12 protein-coding genes are annotated in these 23,906 nt (G+C 45.4%); 3 read left to right on the plus strand and 9 right to left on the minus strand.

Features of this window, described 5'->3' with window-relative positions; genetic code table 11:
• The first annotated feature begins 7 nt into the window (after positions 1-7).
• Both D8S85_RS12845 and D8S85_RS12850 read left to right on the plus strand, forming a co-directional pair.
• Entirely contained in the window at positions 8-2,389 is a 2,382-nt protein-coding gene (locus D8S85_RS12845; protein ID WP_127075192.1) for a DUF6562 domain-containing protein, read from the plus strand.
• Positions 2,390-2,458: 69 nt separating this feature from the next.
• Positions 2,459-4,750: a DUF6562 domain-containing protein gene (locus D8S85_RS12850; protein ID WP_106481016.1), complete on the plus strand. Its 2,292-nt coding sequence runs from the start codon at positions 2,459-2,461 to the stop codon at positions 4,748-4,750.
• A 154-nt stretch (positions 4,751-4,904) separates the two neighbouring features.
• Here the strand turns inward: D8S85_RS12850 and D8S85_RS12855 are convergent, their stop codons facing one another.
• Positions 4,905-5,843 (minus strand): DMT family transporter, encoded by a 939-nt coding sequence (locus D8S85_RS12855; protein ID WP_106481017.1) that lies wholly within the window; start codon positions 5,841-5,843, stop codon positions 4,905-4,907.
• 179 nt (positions 5,844-6,022) lie between these two features.
• Here D8S85_RS12855 and D8S85_RS12860 point away from each other — a divergent pair, with 179 nt between their 5' ends.
• The gene (locus tag D8S85_RS12860) at positions 6,023-9,256 is read left to right on the plus strand and encodes a glycoside hydrolase family 2 TIM barrel-domain containing protein (RefSeq protein ID WP_106481018.1); all 3,234 of its coding nucleotides are present in this window, start codon (positions 6,023-6,025) and stop codon (positions 9,254-9,256) included.
• Between the two features lie 65 nt (positions 9,257-9,321).
• Here D8S85_RS12860 and D8S85_RS22270 read toward each other — a convergent pair whose 3' ends face one another.
• The 8 genes from D8S85_RS22270 to D8S85_RS12900 all read right to left on the minus strand — a co-directional run bounded on the left by D8S85_RS22270 (position 9,322) and on the right by D8S85_RS12900 (position 23,904).
• Positions 9,322-9,564: a sigma factor-like helix-turn-helix DNA-binding protein gene (locus D8S85_RS22270; RefSeq protein WP_106481019.1), complete on the minus strand. Its 243-nt coding sequence runs from the start codon at positions 9,562-9,564 to the stop codon at positions 9,322-9,324.
• Positions 9,565-10,586: 1,022 nt separating this feature from the next.
• Entirely contained in the window at positions 10,587-11,717 is a 1,131-nt protein-coding gene (locus D8S85_RS12870) for an AAA family ATPase (protein WP_106481021.1), read from the minus strand.
• 115 nt (positions 11,718-11,832) lie between these two features.
• Positions 11,833-13,251: an alkaline phosphatase gene (locus D8S85_RS12875; protein WP_106481022.1), complete on the minus strand. Its 1,419-nt coding sequence runs from the start codon at positions 13,249-13,251 to the stop codon at positions 11,833-11,835.
• A gap of 187 nt (positions 13,252-13,438) precedes the next feature.
• Positions 13,439-16,099, minus strand: coding sequence for a zinc-dependent metalloprotease (locus tag D8S85_RS12880; protein WP_106625093.1), 2,661 nt, complete (start codon positions 16,097-16,099; stop codon positions 13,439-13,441).
• Positions 16,100-16,121: 22 nt separating this feature from the next.
• The gene (locus D8S85_RS12885) at positions 16,122-18,737 is read right to left on the minus strand and encodes a zinc-dependent metalloprotease (RefSeq protein ID WP_106481023.1); all 2,616 of its coding nucleotides are present in this window, start codon (positions 18,735-18,737) and stop codon (positions 16,122-16,124) included.
• A 10-nt stretch (positions 18,738-18,747) separates the two neighbouring features.
• Positions 18,748-21,324, minus strand: coding sequence for a zinc-dependent metalloprotease (locus tag D8S85_RS12890; protein WP_106481024.1), 2,577 nt, complete (start codon positions 21,322-21,324; stop codon positions 18,748-18,750).
• 128 nt (positions 21,325-21,452) lie between these two features.
• Positions 21,453-22,391, minus strand: a complete 939-nt coding sequence (locus D8S85_RS12895) for a hypothetical protein (protein ID WP_106481025.1) — start codon at positions 22,389-22,391, stop codon at positions 21,453-21,455.
• Between the two features lie 22 nt (positions 22,392-22,413).
• Entirely contained in the window at positions 22,414-23,904 is a 1,491-nt protein-coding gene (locus D8S85_RS12900) for a RagB/SusD family nutrient uptake outer membrane protein (RefSeq protein WP_158641577.1), read from the minus strand.
• Positions 23,905-23,906 lie beyond the last annotated feature (2 nt).

Consider the following 23,906-nt stretch of genomic DNA (forward strand, 5'->3'; position numbering starts at 1 on the left):
ACTGACCATGGAAAAAGTAAAACACACGGGAAAGCGGGAACAACTCCAAGCTTTCATCCTGCAATTGACAAGAAATAACTTAATTTTTAATCAACAAAAAAATACAAACATGAGAAATTTATTATTAATGTTCGCGATGGTAGGCATGTTATTTGCGACATCGTGTTCGAATGACGATTTGGATACAGTCCAGTCCGGGGATGAGACCCAAGTGACATTCTCGCTCAGCCTTGAAAAGAAAATCGCAACCCGTGCCATTAGCGACGGTTCACAAACCGACAAGCTGGTGTATGCCGTGTTTGATGAAAACGGAAACCGTATTTCTACCATCCAAAAGGTTGAAAAAACAGACGTTATCTTTCCCGCGACAGAGACCCTGACTTTGGCCAAGGGACAAACCTACAAGGTTGCATTCTGGGCTCAGGATGCGGATTGCGAGGCTTATAGCGTAGATGACAACATGAATGTTACGGTAAGTTACGAGAACGCATTGAACAACGACGAGACCCGCGACGCATTCTTCAAGACCGAGACATTCACCGTCACCGGTTCCACTTCAATCCATGTCGAGTTGAAACGTCCTTTCGCACAGATCAATGTCGGCGTAACCGAGGAGGATTGGGTGGCCGCTGTTGCATCCGGCATCGAAATCAAAAACTCGAAAGTGGTAATCAAGGATGCTGCTACCAAGCTCAACCTGCTAACCGGTGCTGTAAGCGACCCCACCACGGTAGGGGTAACCTATGACCTCGCAACCATCCCGGCAGAAAACCTGATGGTCGATGTAGATAACGATGGGACGAAAGAAACCTACCACTGGCTTTCCATGAGTTATATACTTGTAAATGACGGAAGCGACGCAACTCCGTCTGTAGATGGAGCCACAAAAACCACGTTGGAAAACCTGGAGTTCACCTTCAAACCCGAATCAGGTAACGAGATTACCCTGAAAAACGGATTGACCAGCGTACCCGTGCAGCGCAACTGGAGAACCAATATTCTCGGCAAGCTCTTGACTAGCGATATTACCTTTAATATCTCCATCGACCCGATTTATGACGGCGATTACATCTATCCCGACGGAAGCGCACAGGAATTGGCCATGGCTGCTGCTTACGGCGGTACAGTTACTTTGCAGGAGGATGTCGATTTGCAAGAGCCGCTTAAAATCGCCGATGGCAAAAGCGTTGTAATCAATTTGAACGGGAAACGCATCACCCCCCCGACCGGAGCTGATCGCACCATACAAGTTTTCGATGGAGCTGAACTTGTAATTAACGGGGAAGGAACGATCGGTAGTCTTTCCAGCGAGGCTTTGGCAGTTTGTGTATTAGGCGGAAAACTTACGATTAACGGAGGTACTTACTACGGAGGTTCCGAATGCTCGTGCATATACTTGTTTAACTCGGCCAGATATGATGGTATTCAAAACAAAGGAAGTATAGAAATCAACGGAGGTACTTTCAAGGTAAACGCACCCTGGAACAACTTCTATTATGTACTGAACCAACAAAACGGGTCGGAAGGCACGATTACGGTCAAAGGTGGTACTTTCGAGAATTATGATCCGAGCAGGGGCGACGACCATGACCAACCGACAAATTTCGTAGCTGAAGGGTACAAGAGCCTTCAAAAGGGCGAAACGTATGTTGTCGTCCCGAATGAAGTGACGGATGTCGTAAGTTCCAACGAGGATCTTGACGCCGCAATAAGCAACACGGAGGGCGAGGCAATCATAGCATTGGGAAACAATGCAGAAATCTCGTTGAAAAGCGGTGCCGCCAATGGTAAGAGCAATGACTTCACTTTCATCGGTGATGGAACATCGACTTTCGATGTTATTTCGGATACTGAAACCGCCGAGGGTGGTCAACTGAATTATCAGCGTGGTTCTACTTTTACCTTCCAAAATTTGACCATCAAAGCCGGCGAAGGCGCTTTCGATGGTATCGTGTGTGACGAACTGACCTATTATAACTGCACCATCACGGGCAAACTCACTCTCTACGGCAAAGCAACCTTTATCAACTGCACCTTTGAAAATGATATGGCCGACCAATATTCCATCTGGACATGGGGCGGCACGGAGGTGAAGTTTGAAGGCTGCACGTTCAACACGAATGGCAAGGCTATTCTGCTGTACGGTAAGGGGCCGACCGATCTGATCGTTTCCAACTGTACTTTCAATGATCGCAACAATGGTTCTGCCGGGAAAGCCGCTATCGAGATAGGTAACGACTACAACGCAACTTACTCCCTCACCACCACAAACTGCACGGTAAACGGTTTTGCTGATGGTAAAAACACCGGTAGTAAATTGTGGGCAAACAAGAACAGTATGAATGCAGAACACCTGTCCGTTACCATTGACGGGGAAAAAGTTTTGTAAGTCATGTATTCGAGTTGTTGAATAAGCACACTTATCAGCAATCAATTTATTTATATAACAAAAAATAAAATGATTAAGAAATTCTTTACGTTTATGATGGCGGCAGGTGTACTGCTTGCAACATCGTGTTCGCATGACGATTTGGATACAGTTCAGTCCGGGAATGAGGCCCAAGTGACATTCTCGCTTAGCCTTGAAGGGGGAATCGCTACTCGTGCCATCAGCGACGGTTCACAAGCTGACAAGCTGGTGTATGCCGTGTTTGATGAAAACGGAGGGCGAATTTCTACCATCCAAAAGATTGAAAGAACAGACGTTACCTTTCCCGCCACAGAGACCTTGACTTTGGCCAAGGGGCAAACTTACAAGATTGCATTCTGGGCTCAAGATGCGGATTGCGAAGCGTATACCATAGATGATAACATGAATGTTACGGTAAGTTACGAGAACGCATCGAACAACGACGAGACCCGCGATGCATTCTTCAAGACCGAGACATTCACCGTCACCGGTTCCACTTCAATTCATGTCGAGTTGAAACGTCCTTTCGCACAGATCAATGTCGGCGTGACCGAGGAGGATTGGGAAGCCGCTGTCGCTTCGGGCGTTACGATCAAGAACTCTTCCGTAGTTATCAAGAATGCAGCAACATCTATAAACCTACTTACGGGTGCGGTAAGCGGGTCTGAAGTAGTTACGCATAGCCTTAACACAATCCCGACCGAAGATTTGAAAGTCGATGTGAACGGAGACGGAACCATCGGGAACGATGAAACCTACACGTGGCTTTCCATGAGCTACATTCTGGTAAACGATGGCGGCGAAGACAATGCTTCTGTAGATGGTGCTCAAAAAGCCACTTTGGAAAGTTTGGAGTTCACATTCCAACCCGAATCAGGTAACGAGATTACCTTGAAAAGCGGTTTGACCAACGTACCCGTGCAGCGCAACTGGAGAACCAATATCCTCGGTAAACTCTTGACCAGTGATATTATCTTTAATATCTCCATCGACCCGATTTATGACGGCGATTACATCTATCCCGACGGAAGCGCACAGGAACTGGCCATGGCTGCTGCTTACGGCGGTACAATTACCTTGCAGGAAAATGTCGTTTTGCAAGAGCCGCTTAAAATCGCCGCCGGCAAAAGCGTTGTAATCAATTTGAACGGGAAACGCATCACCCCCCCGACCGGAGCAGATCGCACCATACAAGTTTTCGATGGAGCTGAACTTGTCATTAACGGGGAAGGAACGATCGGTAGTCTTTCCGGTGGAGCTTTGGCTGTTTGTGTATTGGGCGGGAAACTTACGATTAATGGCGGTACTTACAATGGAGGTTCCGAGTGTTCGTGCATATACTTGTTCAACTCGGCCCAAAATGGAGTTCAGAACAAAGGAAGTATAGAAATCAACGGAGGTACTTTCAAGGTAAAAGCTCCCTGGAACAACTTCTATTATGTACTGAACCAACAGAATGGGGCGGAAGGCACGATTACGGTCAAGGGTGGTACTTTCGAGAATTATGACCCGAGCAAGGGTGACGACCATGACCAACCGACCAATTTCGTGGCCGAGGGGTACGCTTCAGTAAAAACAAAAAATACAACACCGTATGGCACTTATCAGGTAGTTAAAATTGCGGAAAATGCGGACGAAGCGAAAGCTGCTATCGGTAAGCCCAACGGAATCGTAGTCGTAGCTTCGAATATGACGGCCAGTTCATGGAGTATTGCTAAAGGTTCATCAAAGTTGATTCTCAATAACAATGCTGTATTGAGCGGAGATACCAAATCTCCACAAAGTATCCTTCTTGGTCCCAACAAAACATTGACAATAGACGGAGAGGGAACTATTGTAGGTCCAAAATATGATAAACCGACAGGCAATAGAGCTACATTATGGCTCAATGGAGGGAGTGTTGCCATCAACGGAAATGTTTTCGTCAAAAACGGAGGTGGAAACCCAGGCAATACTGTAGATGCGGGGATAATGGTATTTAAAGGGAAAGTAAATATTTATAGCGGTTACTTTTACGCAGCAAATGATGCAACCGGAGCCCCTAATCCCTGTATCCATCTTGCCGGCGACAGCTATAACGGAACATGTGTCCTCAATGTTTACGGAGGAGTTTTCGAATCGGAAACAGAAACGAACAACTACCTCATAAATGTGCAAGATAGTAAATCTGCTGCAACTTGGAATAAAATTGCAATCTATGGCGGAATTTTTGTTGGTTTCAATCCAGCGAATGGCGATTCGGGTACGAACATCTCAACTTTTGTTGCCGATGGGTATGAATCTGTACAAACGACCTACAACGGCAAAACCGCTTGGGAAGTTAAGAAAATAGGAGAATAATCCTATTATTCCGAAACACTATAAATGGGCAGCCCTTGAAAGACAAAAGGGCTGCCTATTTTTTAACTACCGAAATGACCAGCATTTTATTCTTCTTTCCGCATCCTCACCACGTCTGATATGTCCCTCGGTGGTCAGTTCCTCCTCTCCAGGACTAATGCGTCGGCTTTCTCTTTATCGGAAGTTTCGGGAAAAGCTTTCTAAAACGTACTAAATAAGTTGTGACATTACTTCCCGCAACAATAATCGTCACGGCAAAAACAATCATCATGATTCCACATCCCACTCTCACGGTCAACGACTCCCCAAAGACAGTCACCCCGAAAAATACCGCTGTCAAGGGCTCCAAAGCCCCTAAAATAGCTGTCGGGGTAGAACCGATATACTGGATGGCTTGAGTAGTACAAAGAAACGATATGGCTGTCGGAAACACGGCCAAGGCAAGCAGATTTCCCCACAGATACCACGTATCGACCACGTGTAAGTTGGCCCCGAAATCAACACGGACTAGGAACAAAGAGAATCCGAACACTAAAACATAGAATGTCAGTTTCAGTGTCGCGATCTCCCGCAACAAGGGTCGATTGGCTGCAACAATATAAATAGCATACGACAAAGCAGAAACAATAACCAGAAGAACTCCGAGCAAGCTCAACGTCGATCCGTCCTCCCCTTTATAAAGCAAGGCAATCCCTCCCAAGGCCAAAATAATACACAAAATCGTTTGTAACGTCAACTTCTCTTTAAAAAGAAAGGCCATGATCAACGCCACCATGATCGGGTAAACAAACAACAACGTCGATGCGATACCAGCCGCCATGTAATTATAGCTCTGGAACAAGGTAAGAGACGAAAGAGCCATCAGCAATCCCATAATAATTAACGGGAATACCTCTTTTCGCTTCAACTTGAAATCTCTTCCCCGCAACTTAATCATCGCCCCCAACACCGGGATAGCAAACAAATATCTGAAAAAAAGAACTGACTCCGGATTCATCCCCGCCTCGTACAGAGGAAGAGCAAACAAGGGATTCATCCCATAGGTTGCTGCCGCAATAACCCCTAACGCGTATCCTTTAGCTTTTACATTCATAACTGCAAATAATTACATTAAATTGGCGACAAAGATAGAATTTTGTTTATCATTATGAACCTCCATCTCGACAAATTATTTTCTCTTTAAATGCAACATTGCAAGACTTTAAGACAAATATAGATACTTTTAACAAAAAAGTATTATCTTTAGACTCAAAACCTCAAACCACATACAAAATGAAAAAACTATTCTCCACGCTTACCTGTTGTTTAATCTGTTCTACAGCTTTCATGCAAGTGAAACCGGAATGGCAAGACGAGTCCATACCCTTCATTGGGAAAGAATATCCCCGGACAGCATTCATGACCTATAGTGAAGCGGATAAAGCCCGGAGCAACGACTTCAACACATCATTCGATTACCAATCGCTCAATGGGAAATGGAAATTCAACTGGGTTCCCTCCTACAAAAAGCGTCCGGTAGACTTCTACAAAACAGATTTTGACGATTCTGCGTGGGGAGAAATCGACATCCCAGCAAACTGGGAACTAAACGGTTACGGCGATGCTCTCTACACGAATCATCCTTACGAATTCTGTCCTCGTAACCCGCAACCACCTCTTCTGCCGGAAGAAAATCCCGTGGGATCTTATCGGAAATATATCGAAATTCCCGAACAGTGGAACGGGAAAGAAATATTCCTACACATCGGTGCGGTAAAATCAGGATGCTACCTGTACGTGAACGGCACCAAGGTGGGGTACAGCGAGGATTCCAAGGACGCCGTAGAATACAACATTACCCGCTATCTAAAACCGGGACTCAACCTCATTGCCCTTGAGGTATACAGATGGTCAACGGGAAGCTACCTGGAATGCCAGGACTTCTGGAGAATTAGCGGAATCGAACGGGACGTTTACTTGTTCGCCCAATCCCCCGTGCATCTTCGAGATTTCTCGATCCGTCAAGATCTGGACAGCACGTACAAGAACGGCCTTTTCGAACTAGATTTATTCATGGCAAACGCCAATCCCCGGCAACCGGGACAGGTCACCGTGTCTTATCAACTGGAAAACACCTCGGGAACGCGAGTGGCAGAAGGGAGGCAGACGATCAAAATAGATTCTGCCACAACGGTGCATTTCGAGGCAAAAATTCCACAAGTCATCCCGTGGACAGCAGAGACCCCCAACCTATACCAATTATTTATCCGGATCGAACAACCGGGGAAAAATACGGAAGTCATCCCCTTCCGGGTTGGTTTCCGGAAACTGGAGATTCGGGGCAATCAATTCCTGGTAAACGGTCGTGCCATACTAATCAAGGGCGTGAACTACCACGAACACAACGAACACACGGGTCACGTTCTCAGCGAAGCGGACATGCGCAAGGACTTCGAAATCATGAAACGTCACAATATTAACGCCATACGCTGCTGTCACTATCCCCAACAACGACGCTTTTACGAACTTTGTGATGAATACGGATTTTACGTTTGCAACGAGGCGAACATCGAGTCTCACGGCATGGGATACGATCTTCGCAAGGGAAAAACGTTAGGAAATAATCCGAACTGGCTGAACGCCCACATGGATCGGACCATGAACATGTACGAAACCGGGAAAAATTATCCCTGTATCACCTTCTGGTCCCTAGGGAATGAAGCCGGGAACGGGTATAATTTTTACATGACCTATAACTGGCTAAAATCCAAGGACACCACACGTCCCGTACAGTACGAGAGAGCCCTGCTCGAATGGAACACGGACATCTACTGTCCGCAATACCCGGGCGCAAGCACGCTGGAAAAATGGGGTAACTCGCCAACAGACCGTCCTTACATCATGTCTGAATACGCCCATGCCATGGGAAACAGCACCGGAAACTTCATGGACCTCTGGGAGGCAATCTATCGCTACCCCAATTTACAAGGTGGGTTCATCTGGGATTGGATTGATCAAGGCATCCTCGTGCAAGACGAAGAAGGAACCCCGTTCTGGGCTTACGGTGGAGATTTTGGAGAAAACTCCCCGTCTGACGGAAACTTTTTGTGCAACGGAGTGGTTGGCCCCGACCGGGAACCGCATCCCGGTTTAACCGAGATAAAAAAAGCCTACCAGTACGTGTGGTTTCAGCCCGTTGACCTGAGAAAAGGAATCATCCGGGTAGAAAATCGATACGATTTCACGAACTTGAATCAATACACGATCGAGTACACGATACAGGCAAACACGGAAACCGTGCAGTCCGGCACCCTTTCCACGCAACATCTTGCCCCCGGGGCAAACAAACAACTCGCGATTCCACTCCGGAACGTAAAGAACAAACCCGGAACGGAGTATTTTCTAAACCTCTATGTAAAATCCAAACAAGCGAGTCTTTCCGTTCCTGCCGGCTACATCGTGGCCTCGGAACAATTCAGATTACCAGATTACACCCCGGCTCCCGTGTTCCGCTACCCCTTCCCGGAAAAGGCTCTGAACATCGAAGAGAACGGACCGGACATTCATATATCCGGCTCGAACATCGACTTCGTATTCAACAAACAAAAAGGATACGTAACATCCTACCGGGCCAATGGCGTTCAATACATTGCCGAAGATTTCGGGTTTCAACCCAACTTCTGGAGAGGCCCCACGGATAACGATTATGGCAACGGAATGCCGAGTCGTCTGCAAAGCTGGAAACAGTCAAGCAAGAATTTCAAGATTGCCGGAATCAAGACCTCTAATGCCACAACAAACACGAACCTGACCATCACGTACAGACTTCAAGAAACCAACAGCAGATACCACATATCCTACACCTTATACCCATCAGGCATGATCCGCGTAACCTGTCACCTAGAAACCCGACCGGATGCACCCGAGCTTCCTCGAATCGGGGTACGTTTCAGAGCTCCCGCAAACGTGAATCAACTGGAGTATTTCGGACGGGGACCCGAGGAAAACTATTGTGACCGGAATAACGGAACACTCGTCGGGCACTACAAAAGTACGGCCGAACAACAATACGTGCCATATGTACGTCCACAGGAAAACGGCCACAAAACAGAAACCCGTTGGCTGGCTCTCACGGATAAAAACGGAAAGGGACTCCTGTTCATTGCCGACTCGAACTTCATGGAATTCAACGTGTCCCGAAACCCAATAGAAGACTTCGACTCCGAAGGATCCAATCGCCCATACCAATGGCAGAATTTCACGAAAGACGAATCCCACGACCCGCTTGTAGCGAAAAACCGGAAACCCAAACAAACACATATCAACGACATCCATCCCCGCAATTTCGTGGAAGTATGCTTGGATCATCGCATGATGGGAGTTGCCGGAGATAATGCCTGGGGATCTCAACCCTATCCCCAATACAAGCTCCCGACAAACAAGGATTACCACTGGAGTTTCACCATCCTGCCAATCAAAAACAACATGGAAATCAACTCTTACTTGAATTACCAATATTTACCATAAAAAGACGTCACAAAGTCCTCATCGACAACCTTCCAACTTGCCAAAGATGAGGACTTTTGCCCTTTTTACAAACTCTTTTGGTTTCGCCTCATCCATAAAAACCAATAAAATTGATTTCTCAATTTATTCTTCAAAAAAAGAATTGTCTCCTTTCTATTAACACGTACAACATGCATGTCAATAGATAACAATTCCGCAATTTCGCTATCACTCTTACCCGACACATACAACGCAAATATCTCTTGGCTAAGTTCAGGTAATTCCTTTATAGCTGAATTCAACTCCTCGTATATTTCTTCCCGTATCAAAATAAACGTCCTTCCTTTCTCTTCTTCTAATTGTCTATAAAATATCTATGTTATCCTATATCGGATAAATTGCAAATATAGAATATTCTATTTAAGTTTCAAAACGCAAGAAATTCCGGAAAATACAAAAAGTCATGAGATAAGGCCATCTACAAGGACAACAATATAATCTAATACAAAATTAGACAAGAGCCGATCGAACAATCATCTATTTAAAATAACATGAGTTCGATATAAGGATTAAATTATTTTTGGAATTTATATACAAGTTTATAGTCCATGAACTCCCTCCCCCTTTCGAGGACTCCCTCTACAAACAGCGGGAGAGTTGAATTACTCACCATCTTCGAGAAGAAGTACCAACTCTCCCCCTGTGTAAGAGGGAGTTGGAGGGGGTAGGACGGAGGAGTTTGAGTATAAAAACAAAGCTTGCTATTTGCTATTGTAAAATGGTATATAATTACCTTATTTTTTTTGAGTAGTAACAAGCATAGAGATAAAAGCATTCGGCATGTATTGTAACATTTCATGCTATATAGATATCCTATTAGAACAACACAACTATAACAAATCATAATCACTAGCAGATCTCTACCGTATATAAAATTTTTAGTAAGCTATTAAAATGCTATTAAAACGCTATTCTGTATAGCGTTTTAATAGGGTTCTAATAGCGCTTTAATAGCGCTTTACACGGTTGTGATCCAGATGTAATCATATTTCAATCCTGATCCCGAGTATTAAATCGAACTATATACCGGATTATTTTCCCAGGACTATCTCTTCTAATTCTTTACAAATCCTTGTGTGGGCGCTCTTCTTATTTTATACTGTTTATATCGAACTCACTTTAAACTTATGTCAGTACCTACAAAATCGAGAGATTTGTCTCGCCACACGATCGAAGAAAAAATAGAAGGTGCTTTATATCACTCCTACAAAAAGAAAACAAGAATAGGAATCGGAGCCATATTTAGCGACTGACTATTTTGTAAGTTACAAAATAGTCAGTCGCATTATTTTCATTTAAACCAATCCCGTTTCAACCATGCTTCAAACAATGGATCCTGAAAGGTGATTTCATTACCCTGCACATCAATCACTTCCCGTTCCATAAGAGCTTGCTTTATTCTAGCCACATTTCCGGAAGTACCGATCCGATAAGTCTGTAATGTTTGTTTTGAACTCAATTGTTTCTCCCCCGCTATTAATGCCTTCAAAAAACCAAGTTGGGCATTACTAAACGTTTCCATACTATTCAGAAAAAGTAAGCTCAACTGATCAATCAATCCATTATACGCCTCCTTGACGATAGACGGCACTACAAACTTTTCTGTTCTAAGCCACACTTGTTGAGCCAATTGCTGCACATAATAGGGATGTTTATCAACCAATTCCACCAATAACTGAATTTCATCCCGTTCAATAACCTTGTCTGTCATCTGGAATTTTTGCCGGATGAACGGGATCCATTCTTCCGTTTCTATTTTTTGAAGAAACATTAAGTCCCCAAACTTATAAAAGGGCATAGAAACATTCGCAAATACATCCATCAGCATGTGCCTCTTGCTACCGAACAAACAATAAGCGACACGGGTATGCCGCTGCCAATGTGCTCTCAACTTCTTTTGAAACGCCAAAGAATCCCCGAAATTAGCCACATTTTGAAATTCATCGATACAAATAATTAAACGAATATTTTTAGATACAGCTAAAGCCTCTGCCAAGTCTAAAATATCATCTGGATTACGTTTCAATTCCTCCAAACCAATTCCAAAGGACAATTCACTCTCCACATCTGCCGTAAAAGAAATTCGGGGAATCAAACGGGCAAGGAAGTTTTTGGCATTTACTGCTATTTCTTCCCATTTAGAAGACACGGCAGTTAAAACCTCTTTCGCTAGTAACGTATAAAATCCTTCCTCCTCTCTCACGTTGAAAAGGTCAATCATGCATAATTTCACATTCTCTTCGGACATTAGAAGTTGTTTAGCCGCATGTGTCACTAGTGACGATTTTCCCCAACGACGAGGGGATATAATAATCGTGTTGGTCAAACTACTGAAATTCTGCAACAACCGTTCGGTTTCCACTCGTCGATCAGTGAAATTTTGATCTGTTGCTATTTTTCCAAAAACAAAAGGCGTTTCCATATTTCTTTATTCGTTTATTCTAGAACAAATATAACTGATTATTTTGTAACTTACAAAATAGTCAGTTCATAACGAATAATTTAATACATCATATCATCTTGGTTTTGTCGTAATATCAATTCCCCATCACCTCTTCGATAATTCCAATAATTTCCGTGTTATCAGATATCCCGCTGAATTTTTCTGCTCCGACACCAATTGCATAGACAGGAACCGCTCCGGCAGAGTGACCGCCACTAGCCCACTGGATCATAGCTTTACGGTTGAGAATTTTCACTGCCAACACGGCAAGGGGATCGACTAACGCATGTTCGTTTCGTACAAGTTGATTACGATCCGAACGGATTATTTTCATACATTCCGATTCCAGAAGTTGTTCCTCTGCCGGGGATAACATAACTGTTGCTCCAAAGCCACATTCCTGCTTGAATAATTCCTGCAAATCGGGGTAAGTTAAATTCTTCCCTTTACTCTTTTTCAATTGCTTCAATTTTTGAGTCAGACCGATAATGGAACTTTTCTGATTTGCCAATAGTTTCAAATTTAACTCGTAAGGACCGTTACCCAGCGACAATCCTCCGGTTTCATGGTCAGCAGTCACGATAATCAATGTTTCATTCGGGTGAGCCTTGTAAAAATCAAGGGCGACTTGAATTGTTTCTGAAAAATCGACAACTTCCCGAAAAGCAGCCGCACCGTCATTCGCATGGCAAAGCCAGTCGATAACGCCACCTTCCACCATCAGAAAGAAGCCTGTCTCGTTGCGTGTGGACAAGAATTGAATTGCTTTTTCGGTAATATTCGCAAGAGTCAGATCTCCCTCCTTCCGGTCGATTGCCGCGGGCAAACTCGACGGATTGACACAATCCTTCGGTTGCACGTAAACGACTTTCCCTGCCCCGGCAGACAATGCCTGAAAATCCTGTCGATGATCGATAATCATGTACCCCGAATCACGCAACAGGGAATAGAGATCTATCGCCGAAGAATCATGAGGAGAAAAGACTTGTTTCCATCCCGCTCCCCCGTAAAAGTCGAATCCGGCTTTAGCGGCATCTGTTCCGATCTCGTAATACATCTGCCGATCCGGTTGATGCGCGTAAAAAACAGCGGGTGTTGCATGATTGATGGCAACACTCGTGGTGACGCCCACTGCCTTTCCGGCTTGCTTTGCTTTACAGGCAATACTGTACAAAACACTACTATCCTGCCTCATCCCGATGCGCCCGTTTTGTGTTTTTGTTCCGGTGGCCAACGCGGTTCCGGCAGCAGCCGAACAAGTCACGGCATTCGTAGCGGAATAGGTTGTCATATAATTACGAACCGGGAATGAAGTGAACGAAAGCGATTTCGTCCCGATGCGCCCTTCTAATTCTGCCAAATACATCTCCGTCCCGATCACTTGATTAACCCCCATCCCGTCACCAATAAAATAAAACACGTATTTCGCTTTAGCCTGCTCTGTTTTACCCGCACAACCCAATAAAACAATAGAGCAAATTACACTCAGAATGATAAATCTTACATATCTCATGTTACCGAGGAATGTTTAAATTAAAAACTAAAAGATAAAAAAATCCCGAAGACCGACGAGTAACTAAGCGATGGTATGTCAAAACTCTATATTCCAACTCCTTCCCCCTTCGGGGTACACCCTCTATAAACAGAGGGAGAGTTGAATTACTCTCCGTCTTCGGGAATGAATAATAACTTTTACAAACTTATTTTCTCCCCAACATCTGTTGCACAGCGAACAACATAGCCTCGTAATGCGGTTTATCGGCCGCGTTTGCCGAAGCTACCCGACGTTGTAACAAGGAAGCAATTTTAGTCGCCGTTTCGTAATAGTAGGTAGCGGATTCATCAATAGCCGTCGAGCGAACCCAATTCTGCCACCCGTAGCCATACCCGAAACTGGTTTGTTTCATCAACTCAACCAGATAAGCCTTTCCTTCCCGTTGTTCAACCTCTTTCAGATCCCGGGCATATTTGTCGATCATGCCGCTTTCGTCCAACCCGTACAGGCAAATTTCCTCAATCGTGGGAGCGTAAGCAACCTCTGCCGAGATATTGGCAGTACTCACCAACCCGAGTTTATTTCCCCCGATAGAAGACACGGAGCGGGCCATCATGTCCAACAATGCTTTTTGCATAATCTTATCGCCATGGGTAAGCTTCCGGTTGCGGATAGCCGCATCCCATGCCCCGGTATAGAAATCATCGAAAAATTCACGCAAGGTATAAGGATTTTTCTCTGCCAGATAAGACGATAACGTCACGTTCATGTATATTTTCGTCAGGATTCCGGCAACAGAAGCATTCAACTCGGAAGAAGCTTTCGTGTTCAATTTGAATTTCGAGCAAACCTCACGATTATCCAACCAATCGTTATCCTGCAATTGTTTCATCACCCATTTCATGGCAGCTTTCTGTTTCTCGCGAGGCACGGAACGGAAACGTTTATCCACACTGCCATCCTTGGCTTCCGTCAAATAAATACCCCCGATACAATACACCACGTTTTGCAAATAGCGACCGTATTGCTTTACAATCTGGTTGTAAAGTTCCTGCCGATGTTCAGCCGACTCGTCATCCTGTATCCAGTTGTTCAGGTTCTTGAGGATATATTTCAAGTTTTTGATCCCGTAGTCACCTGCTTTGATCGGGTCGTCGCCCAAATCTTCTTCCAAGGCACTCGGATCATACCGGCTGGACATTTGTTGTTTCCCGTAGCGGAACAAAGGATCGCCGGCTTTCTCATCCACCCAGGACTCCAAGATCTTAGCCTCATCGAAAATAGTTCCGGCATCCGGCACGGGCGTGTATAGCCAACGAATAGCATACTCGTCATATATTCCCAAATCGGGAGGCGTCAACTTCACCCCTTTGTCTCCCGGTTGAGCCACGTAATTGAAACGCGCGTAATCCATGATCGAGGGAGTTGTTCCATATTTTTGCGTAAACGAGGCAGAACGTAACGAATCCACCGGATAGGCAGCAGAAGCAGCCATATTATGCATCAATCCCAGGCAATGTCCCATCTCGTGAGCCAGCACGTAAGCCATCGATTCCTCCAACACATCTTTCGGTAGCTTCTTGTTTCTCACCCGGGGATCGATTTGTGCCGTCTGCACGAAACGCCAATAGTTCAACATTTTCACGATATCATTGTAAACCAAAATGGAAGCATTCAGAATCTCCCCCGTCATCGGATCTACCCAAGAGGGACCCATCGCGTTCTGCGTACTGGAAGGCACGTAACGGATACACGAATATTTCAGGTTATCCGGATCAAAGTTCGGATCATTTGTCGGGAAATCCAACACCTGCACCACATTTTTGAAACCGATCTTCTCGAAAGCTTTGTTCCATCTCATCACACCCGTCCGGATCGGTTGTTTCCATTCCTCCGGGAACAAATTATCCAAATAAAACACGATCGGTTTCACGGGCTCTACCAACTCTCCCCGCTTGTAGGCTTCCATGTCTTTCGGTTCCAAACGCCAACGGTGTGCCAGGGAATAACGTTGCAACTGGTCGGCATCATTCGCAATATATTGTTTGTTCGTCAAGAAAATACCGATACGGGAATCCGAGATACGCGGACGCATCCGGTCTTCCGGCAAAAGCAATAATGTACGGGTAACTTTGATTGACACGGGACGATTCTCGTAAAGGATCGTGTTCAGGTACTTGGCACTCACGTTGTACGAGAGGGATGATTTTATAGAAACATTGTCCTCGAATGCTTTAATGCCATCTATCGCGGACAAAGATTTATTAATCGAGTTCCGGAAAGCTAGCGGGAAAGCCTCATCCACCATGGGAGTAACAGCCGCATCTCCACCCGTGAACAAAGCCGTCATCTCGAAAACCACCGCCGAACTGTCCGGGGTATAAGCCAACACTTTGTATCCCTCGATGATCGGGTTTACAAAATTCTGGTCTATCACCCGTTGCAGGCGGTCATTGTTCTTATCGTAGCTCACGTAAGAATTCACCTTACGCATGTGCACCATGCTATCCGCCAAGGTGAAGCAGATGTGCATCGGTTCTTTCGCCTTGTAACCGTTCGTGGATACCGAGTTATCACTGGTTTGCGTGGTAGTGGAAGCCAGTAACATATCCCTTCCCATCACGGCAAGCGGCATCTCGAAATACAGTTTTCCGTCCACCTTGTGAAGCGTCATAAAACCACCCTTAGCTATCTCGTGCGATTTCCCCTTGAACAATTTCTCGTATTTACTCAACTTCTTCACGGGCGGCTTTGCCACCGTTTCCTCTTTCTTTGTCGTCTTTTTCTTCCTTTCTGAAGCATCAACTGTCAGAAAACAAGCATTCACCATAAATACAGCGATCAACAATACAATCCAATTTTTCATATCATGTCTTATTATATTCATACTATTTTCTTTCCATCAATAATTTCTCTGCCATCAACAGCATGGCCCGGTAATGGGGACGATCGACCTCTGGAGCCGTCAATACTTTCTTTTGTAACATATCCCGACATTCCCGCACCATTTTATAAAAATAAATATCCTCGTTATTCAACACTTTACTATTGACTTCTCCCTGCCAACCGTAACCGTGCCCGAAACTCACCTGTCCGGCATCCTGCTCTGACACTTCCGACGCTCCTGTTCGCTCCATATCCCACACCTGCTCCATGATTTCTTCCGTCAAGACGCCACCTTCCAAACCATACGCCCAACTCTCGTCGGGAGTAACGGCATAAGCCTCACTTGCCGATTGCAGGCTGAATCGATTTCCCCCGACATTCGCCACGGGCATTTTGGATTTATTCAACCACGTCCGTTGCATCAATCGATCGATGGGGGTTGATTCTCTTCCTTCCAACGCACTCGCCCAAACTTCCCGGTAAACGTCCTCCGCGAACTCGCTCATCGTGTAAGGATCATCTGCAAGATGAGAGGATAACGTGACACAAGCACCTCGACCGAACAAAGCGTTCAACACGGAGGTCCTTACCCGCCAGGAGGCCGGGATTCCCAAACCGAAGCGATCCACCAGGTCCCGGTCGTCCAACCACGATCCTTCTCTCAACTGCCGAAGTAACCAACTCACGGAAGCCTTTTGTCTCTCCCTCGGTACCGGTTTGAACCGTTCTCCGGGAGTTCCCTCCTTCACCTCGTTCAAATAGATTCCTCCGATGTTATATAAAACATTCATCAGGTAGCACTCGTATTGTTTCGTCAGGTTCGTGTACAACTGCTTACGGTGATCCGCCGTGGCATCTCCGTCTATCCAGTTATTTATATTACCCATGATATATTTTAAATTGGCAATCCCGTAATCCCCGGCTTTCAGGGCGTCATCTCCCAAATCCTCTTCCAGTGCCGAGGGATCATAGCGGTATTTCTCCTGTTGTCTTCCATAGCGATACATGGGATCCCCCGCTTTCTCGTCCACCCAAGCCTCCAGAATTTTCGCTTCATCCTGAATAGAAACCGCATCCGGGAACGGGGTGTACATCCATTTGATCACGTATTCATCATAGACGCCCAAATCGGGAGGCGTTAACTTCACCCCTTTGTCTCCGGGTTGAGCCACGTAATTGAAACGCGCGTAATCCATGATCGAGGGAGTCGTTCCATATTTTTGAGTGAAAGTAGCCGAACGCAACGAATCCACCGGATACGCGCTGGACGCAGCCATATTGTGCATCAATCCCAAACAATGTCCCATCTCGTGAGCAACCACGTATTCCAGCGACTCGCCCATGATATCGTCGGGCATCTTCTTTGTCCTCACGGACGGATCAAGTTGTGCTGTCTGAAGAACACGCCAGTTATTCAACGCCCACGTCACATTATTGTAAATAAATATACCGGCATTCAGAATCTCTCCCGTCATCGGGTCTACCCAAGTAATTCCCTCGGCATTCTCGTGCGTGTAAGGAACATAGTGTACACAAGAATATTTTAAGTTAGCCGGGTCAAATTCGGGATCGTCCGTCGGGAAGTCCTTCACCTGAATGGCATTTTTAAACCCAATCTTCTCGAAAGCCTGATTCCATCTCAATATACCTTTCTTGATCGGCTCTTTCCAGTTCTCCGGGAAATCGGGATCCACGTACATCACGATCGGCTTCAAGGGCTCGGTCAACACGCCTTGCCGATAAGCTTCCGCATCTTTGGGCTCCAAACGCCAACGATGCACGTAGGAATAGGGACGAATGTCACCGCCCTCCTCCGGGATATAGCGTTTATTCGTGAGGAATGTACCTACACGGGAGTCCGAGAGCCGGGGACGCATTCTTTCCTCCGGTAACAGCATCAACGTCCGGTTTGCCTCCACGGTCACCGACACCTGTCGCAAGACGGGAAAGATCGAGTACCACACGTTCACCGTGTATAACAACGTGGAATTTATCGAAACATTATCCTTGAAAGCCTTCACCTCCCCCAAACGGGAATGAGCCGGTTTCAGGTGTCCTTGCACCTCGTACCGCCCCGTTTTCCGGGCTAAAGGAGATAACATAGCCACATCGCTATGCAACAGACTTGTCACGTCGAATACCACGGCGGAACTGTCTGGTGTATAAGCAAGTACCTTGTATCCGAACAAAACCGGATCACTATACCCTTGTTTGATCACCTGTTTCATCCGCCCGTTCCCGAGATTCGCCGTCATGTTCGAAGCCACCGAACACAATTGCACGGTACTGTCCTGCAACACGAAGCGCACGTGCATCACGTTAGGCGTATACCCGCAAACCGCAGCCATATTATTACTGGTTTTTGCTACTGAAGAAGCTAACAACATCTCCCGCCCGAATACCTTCAAAGGCATCTCAAAATACAATTTTCCGTCCACTTTATGCAATGTCATAAAGTCGCTTGAAACCGTGGTACACACCTTACCTTTAAATAGTTGTTCATACTTGCCCTGCTTTTCCTCCTGTTTGTTCTTCTTCGCCTTTCTCTCGCCTCCCAGGGAACAGAATCCTGACAACAGCAAAATGAAAACCATATTCGGTATTATCCATTTTCTCATATATCTTGTTTTATTTAGTTTGTGCTTGTTTACCCAACATCTGTTTCATCGCGAAAAGCATCGCCTCGTAATGCGGTAAATCCTCGGCGTCGAAGCTTTTCATTTTAGATTCCAGCAAATCCCGGATACGTAACACCATCCGATAGTAGTACGTGGCTGACTCATCGAGATTCGTGACATCGAGAGGTCGTTGCCACCCGTATCCCCCGGTCCCGAAACGCGTCAACAGCAATTCGTCCAATCCGTAACACTCCGCATCCAGTGCCGAAGGTGCGTACAATTCACGGAACAATTCTTCCGCATCATCCCCCGTTATACCCAATCGGTTACCCCCGACCTTGCGCATCTGTTCGTTCAATTGATCCAACAGCAGGCGTTGTAAAATCATATCTCCCGTGGTTAATTTCCTATTTTCAAGAGCACTATCCCATATACCGCAATACAGGTCATCAAAATATTCCTCCATCGAATAGGGTTCATCCGACAACGATGCAGCCAAAGCCACACGCCGAGAAGCTGCCATCAGTTGCTTGCCGACAGCCTCCACCACCACGGGCGAGGACATTATGCCCAGAGGAAATTTCTTCAACAAAACCTGATTATCCAACCACTCGCAGTCCCGTAATTGTTGTAACGTCCAGACTACCGCAGCCTTCTGTTTCTCCCGTTCCACGGGACGAAAACGTTCAGGCGACAAGCTTTCTTTGGCATCCGAGAGATAGATACCCCCGATATTATAGATTACATTCCGGATATAGCGATAATACTGGTTCACCATCTGTACGTACAGAGAACGCCGGGCGGTTACTTCCGGATCATCCGCAATCCATTCGTCCAAATGCGATAGTATATACTTCAAATTCTGTATGCCATAATTTCCCGCCTTCATGGCATCATCACCCAAATCTTCCTCCAAGGCGGTGGGATCGTAGCGTCCGGCGATCTGCTGCCGTCCGTAGCGGAGCATCGGATCGCTTACCATCTCGTCCACCCAGGTTTCCAACACTTTCGCCTCTTCCCATATCGTAGACACGCCATACACGGGACGGTATAACCAGTTTATTACAAATTCATCGTACACACCCAAATCCGGAGGTGTCAATTTCACTCCCCGATCCCCGGGTTGCGCCACGTAATTGAAACGGGCGTAATCCATGATCGAAGGAGTTGTCCCGTATTTTGCCGTGAAACTTGCCGAGCGCAAAGAGTCCACCGGATAGGAGGCAGAAGCCGACATATTATGCATCAGTCCCAAGCAATGTCCTATCTCGTGAGCGATCACGTAGGTCAGAGATTCATTCAATAACGTTTCCGGCAACTCCTTACTCACGAGCGGATCGATCTGAGCTGTCTGCACAAAACGCCAATTTCTCAACATCTGGATCACGTTGTTGTAGACCAGTACCGAGGCATTCAATATCTCCCCCGTTGTCGGGTCTACCCACGAGGGTCCCATGGCATTCGCCACGCCCGTGGGGACGTAACGCACGCAAGAATATTTCAAATTATCGGGATCAAAAGACGGATCGTCTTTCGGGAAATCCCTTACCTGCATCACGTTCTTGAAACCAATCTTCTCGAAAGCCTGGTTCCATCTTAATATTCCTTCCCGGATCGGCTGTTTCCATGCTTCCGGAAATAAAGTATCCACGTAAAAAACAATCGGTTTCACGGGTTCTGTCAATTCCCCTCTACGATAAGCCTCCTCGTCGCTCGGCTCCACCCACCAACGATTAGCGTAGGAATACCTTTCCGTGGGTACCCCCTCGTCGGAAATATATGATTTCGACGTTAAAAATACCCCGATTCGTCTGTCCGATACCCGGGGAGTCATCTTTCTCTCGGGAAGCAAAAGCAATGATCGGGTAGCCAACACGGTTAGAGGTTGGTCGGTCACCACTCTCGCTTTGTCGTAAGTAATACTATATTTATAGACCAATTGAGATTTCACAGACATATTATCCTCAAACGCCTTTACCTCCCGGATAGAAGAAAGGTCCTTCGTCAACGATTTAGTCACCTCCATCAACCCGCTGCCTTTAGGCACGGGCGACAAAGCCGCCTCTTCATCCAGGAATATTCCCGTCATATCGAAAACCACCGCCAGGCTATCCGGCGAATAAGCCAGAACTTTGTATTGCGCTATGACGGGATCACTGAAATTCTGTTCCATGATCCGATCTATCCGCTCCCCGGCAGATTTTGTTGCCACAACGGCATTCACTTTCCTCATCTGCACGGTACTATCCTCCAGTGTAAACCGGATATGCATCGGGGTATTCTCCTTATACCCGTTCGTGCAGACACTATTGTCAGAGGACGCCGTCGAGGTCGCTGCCAAGAGCAACTCCCTTCCCATAAACTTTAAAGGATATTCCAAATACACTTTCCCGTCTACCCGATGCACCGTCACAAAGCCCCCTCTCGCCGTCTCGTACTTTTTTCCTTTAAATAACTTGTCATACTTGCTCGGTTCCACCGTCGCCTTCTCCGGCACCTTTTTCCTCTTCCTTCCCACCGCCTCCGCGGAAAAAGCAACCGGTAGAATCCACAGCAACGTCAGACTCCATACAATCCATTTATTCATACATACTTCTTTTAAATTATAATAATATCCCTGTTTTACAGACAATAGAATTCCCTATCTTCAAGATGAAAGACTTAAAAAGCCCTCATCCTGAAGTAAGATCAAACACTAAAACACAGTTAATTCAGTTATTTCAACGCTGCTTTCAAATTTTCCATAGCCGTCTTCATCAACTCGTATTTCTTCATGACATACTCGTAAGAGCCGTACTTCGTTTCAAAAGCCTCATCGTCCTCCATCAATACCTCGGTCACATAATCCACCACATCCATACGTTCAGTTACCGTCGTTACTCGCTTACTTGCCGGAGCATATTGAGATTCCTTATTGTAAGACAAAAATCCGTATTCCTTCAAATCAGCCACATAAGGTGGTGTGGATGAAGAAGTCAAACTTAATGAATACAAGTTGACACTGGTCACTTCGGCACGACACACATTTAGGAAAGCCTCCAACAATGAAAAAGCGTTTTCCATGAAATAAGTCGTGTATTCCTCTGCCACTATTTCACATGCCATTCGTTTGATTTCAGCATCAGTCATTCCGCCTATCTCCTCTACCAAACTAACACATGACGTCATCATCCCCCGGTAAGCACACTCTTCATGCAACAATGAAGCCGATGAAGCCGATGCATTCAATGTCAATTTATTCATCAACAAAAATGAACGGGGGTATAATTTAGAAGAAACCAATCTCGGTAAAACTTCATCCCGAATAAATTCAACCCCGGTTGTAATCGCTTCCCGGTCATACGACAACTCATACTTCGCGTACTCGGTTGAACTCTCGATAGAATAATTCGGGTTCAATATTTCATAATAAATAATCGGTAACCCGGCGTAGTCCGTGCCCCTATTCTGACTCCCGATCGTATCGTTATAGAATACCGGGACACCATACGTCTGGAACACCGTATATCGTAAATGATCCAACGGATCCTCCGAGTCGGTCAACACATACCAATCTCCATCCAGATCCGACGGAGAAAGATTGTCATCATCGCCGCAGCCAAACAGAGATAAACATCCCCATAAGCCAATAATATAGATTAATTTTGTTCTCATATTATACTTATTTCATTATTAATTAATTTTCTCTATCCGGGCGAACATTATCTTCCAATTCTCCTTCATTCGATTCCAACGCGTAAGATGGCATTGGCAATAGCCATCCCCCATCCTCGGGATATTCACCCAACACGTAAGTCTTTTTCAAGACTGCCGTACCGTTATCCCATTCATAATAATCATGCTTGATGGTTGTTTTTTCCGGATATGTCGGATGCACAGCATAGCGTCGCAAATCGAACCAACGTTGTCCGGCTCCACAAAGTTCCCGTCTGCGTTCATCCCGAATAAATTTTATTAAACCTTCACCGGTTTCATTTATAGTCCCGGCATCACTCATTCGTTTACTTCTCAATTCCTGCAAAGTTGAAATAGCCTCAGCCTCCCGCCCAAGCAAAGCTAATGCCTCCGCTTTATTCAAATACACTTCAGAATATACTAAACTATTTCCAGGCAATTTCGAAGCATTGGTCAATCGATAAGATGCATAATACCCTTTGCTATACTGAAAAAAATACGAATTCTTACCTGATGAATATCTCAGGTCATTCCTTTCATCATATAACGCCAACAATTCCGAGGAAGCAGCATAGGATAGATTTGTCGTTATCTGGGATACCCCACTCGTACAGAATCCTCCTGAGAATATGGCCTCACTACTTGAATTTGAACGAATCAATGCATTATAAGAACTAGCGGTAGAGTACACACTCATTGTCGTGGTATTAAAATCGATTAATCCCAGTCCTTTAGGAGAATTAAAAATAGAATCACATTGGTTCACCACTGTACTCCAATCTCCCATATATAAAGCTGTTTTTGCTAATAATGCCCGTGCAGCATTTTCTCCTGCACGATATGTTATAGTGGGGGTGATTCCTTTCAAATAATATATTGCCTGTTTGGCATCGGATAATATTTGTTGATAACACTCCTCCACAGAGTTTCTAGCAAATCCTTTTACTTCGATAACATCTGTCAGTTTTATAGGAACGCCCAACTTCGCACTAGCTGTAGATGCTTCATAAGGATGTCCCCAAATATTTGTCAAATAGAAATAGCAATAAGCCCGAATAAAATAAGCTTCCCCCTTCACTCTAGCATAATCATCTTCTTCACTAAAACGCTCTACCTCTTTAAGTATCAAGTTTGCAATCTCTATTGATTCGTACAATCTAGACCACGTTTTATTTCCACCAATCCGATTCGGGTAATCGTCGTCCCAAGGATAGTCTGCCCATTTGAAAAAAGGAGCCACATAAACAAAATTCACCAACGCCGCATGAGAACCCGTCAATTTTTGTTGCATGTCATCGTCCATCACCTCCAACCAACTCATCGTATAATAGGTACCTCTTGCATTCTGTAAATACCCGCTTCCTACTAATAACTCATCCAAATCCTCCACGCTGGTTACATAGGATAATGTCTGAGAATCTTCTTCCAAAAAATCTCCACAAGAAACACATCCTAAAACCAATATGATCAATAGCGTATATATCTTATTCATAA

The organism is Butyricimonas faecalis (genome assembly GCF_003991565.1).
Lineage (GTDB): Bacteria > Bacteroidota > Bacteroidia > Bacteroidales > Marinifilaceae > Butyricimonas > Butyricimonas faecalis.

Excerpts from the sequence above, each read along its gene's own strand:
- D8S85_RS12845 (WP_127075192.1), top strand. The coding sequence starts at position 8 with ATGGAAAAAGTAAAACACACGGGAAAGCGGGAACAACTCCAAGCTTTC.
- D8S85_RS12850 (WP_106481016.1), top strand. The coding sequence starts at position 2,459 with ATGATTAAGAAATTCTTTACGTTTATGATGGCGGCAGGTGTACTGCTT.
- D8S85_RS12855 (WP_106481017.1), bottom strand. The coding sequence starts at position 5,843 with ATGAATGTAAAAGCTAAAGGATACGCGTTAGGGGTTATTGCGGCAGCA.
- D8S85_RS12860 (WP_106481018.1), top strand. The coding sequence starts at position 6,023 with ATGAAAAAACTATTCTCCACGCTTACCTGTTGTTTAATCTGTTCTACA.
- D8S85_RS12870 (WP_106481021.1), bottom strand. The coding sequence starts at position 11,717 with ATGGAAACGCCTTTTGTTTTTGGAAAAATAGCAACAGATCAAAATTTC.
- D8S85_RS12875 (WP_106481022.1), bottom strand. The coding sequence starts at position 13,251 with ATGAGATATGTAAGATTTATCATTCTGAGTGTAATTTGCTCTATTGTT.
- D8S85_RS12880 (WP_106625093.1), bottom strand. The coding sequence starts at position 16,099 with ATGAAAAATTGGATTGTATTGTTGATCGCTGTATTTATGGTGAATGCT.
- D8S85_RS12885 (WP_106481023.1), bottom strand. The coding sequence starts at position 18,737 with ATGAGAAAATGGATAATACCGAATATGGTTTTCATTTTGCTGTTGTCA.
- D8S85_RS12890 (WP_106481024.1), bottom strand. The coding sequence starts at position 21,324 with ATGAATAAATGGATTGTATGGAGTCTGACGTTGCTGTGGATTCTACCG.
- D8S85_RS12895 (WP_106481025.1), bottom strand. The coding sequence starts at position 22,391 with ATGAGAACAAAATTAATCTATATTATTGGCTTATGGGGATGTTTATCT.
- D8S85_RS12900 (WP_158641577.1), bottom strand. The coding sequence starts at position 23,904 with ATGAATAAGATATATACGCTATTGATCATATTGGTTTTAGGATGTGTT.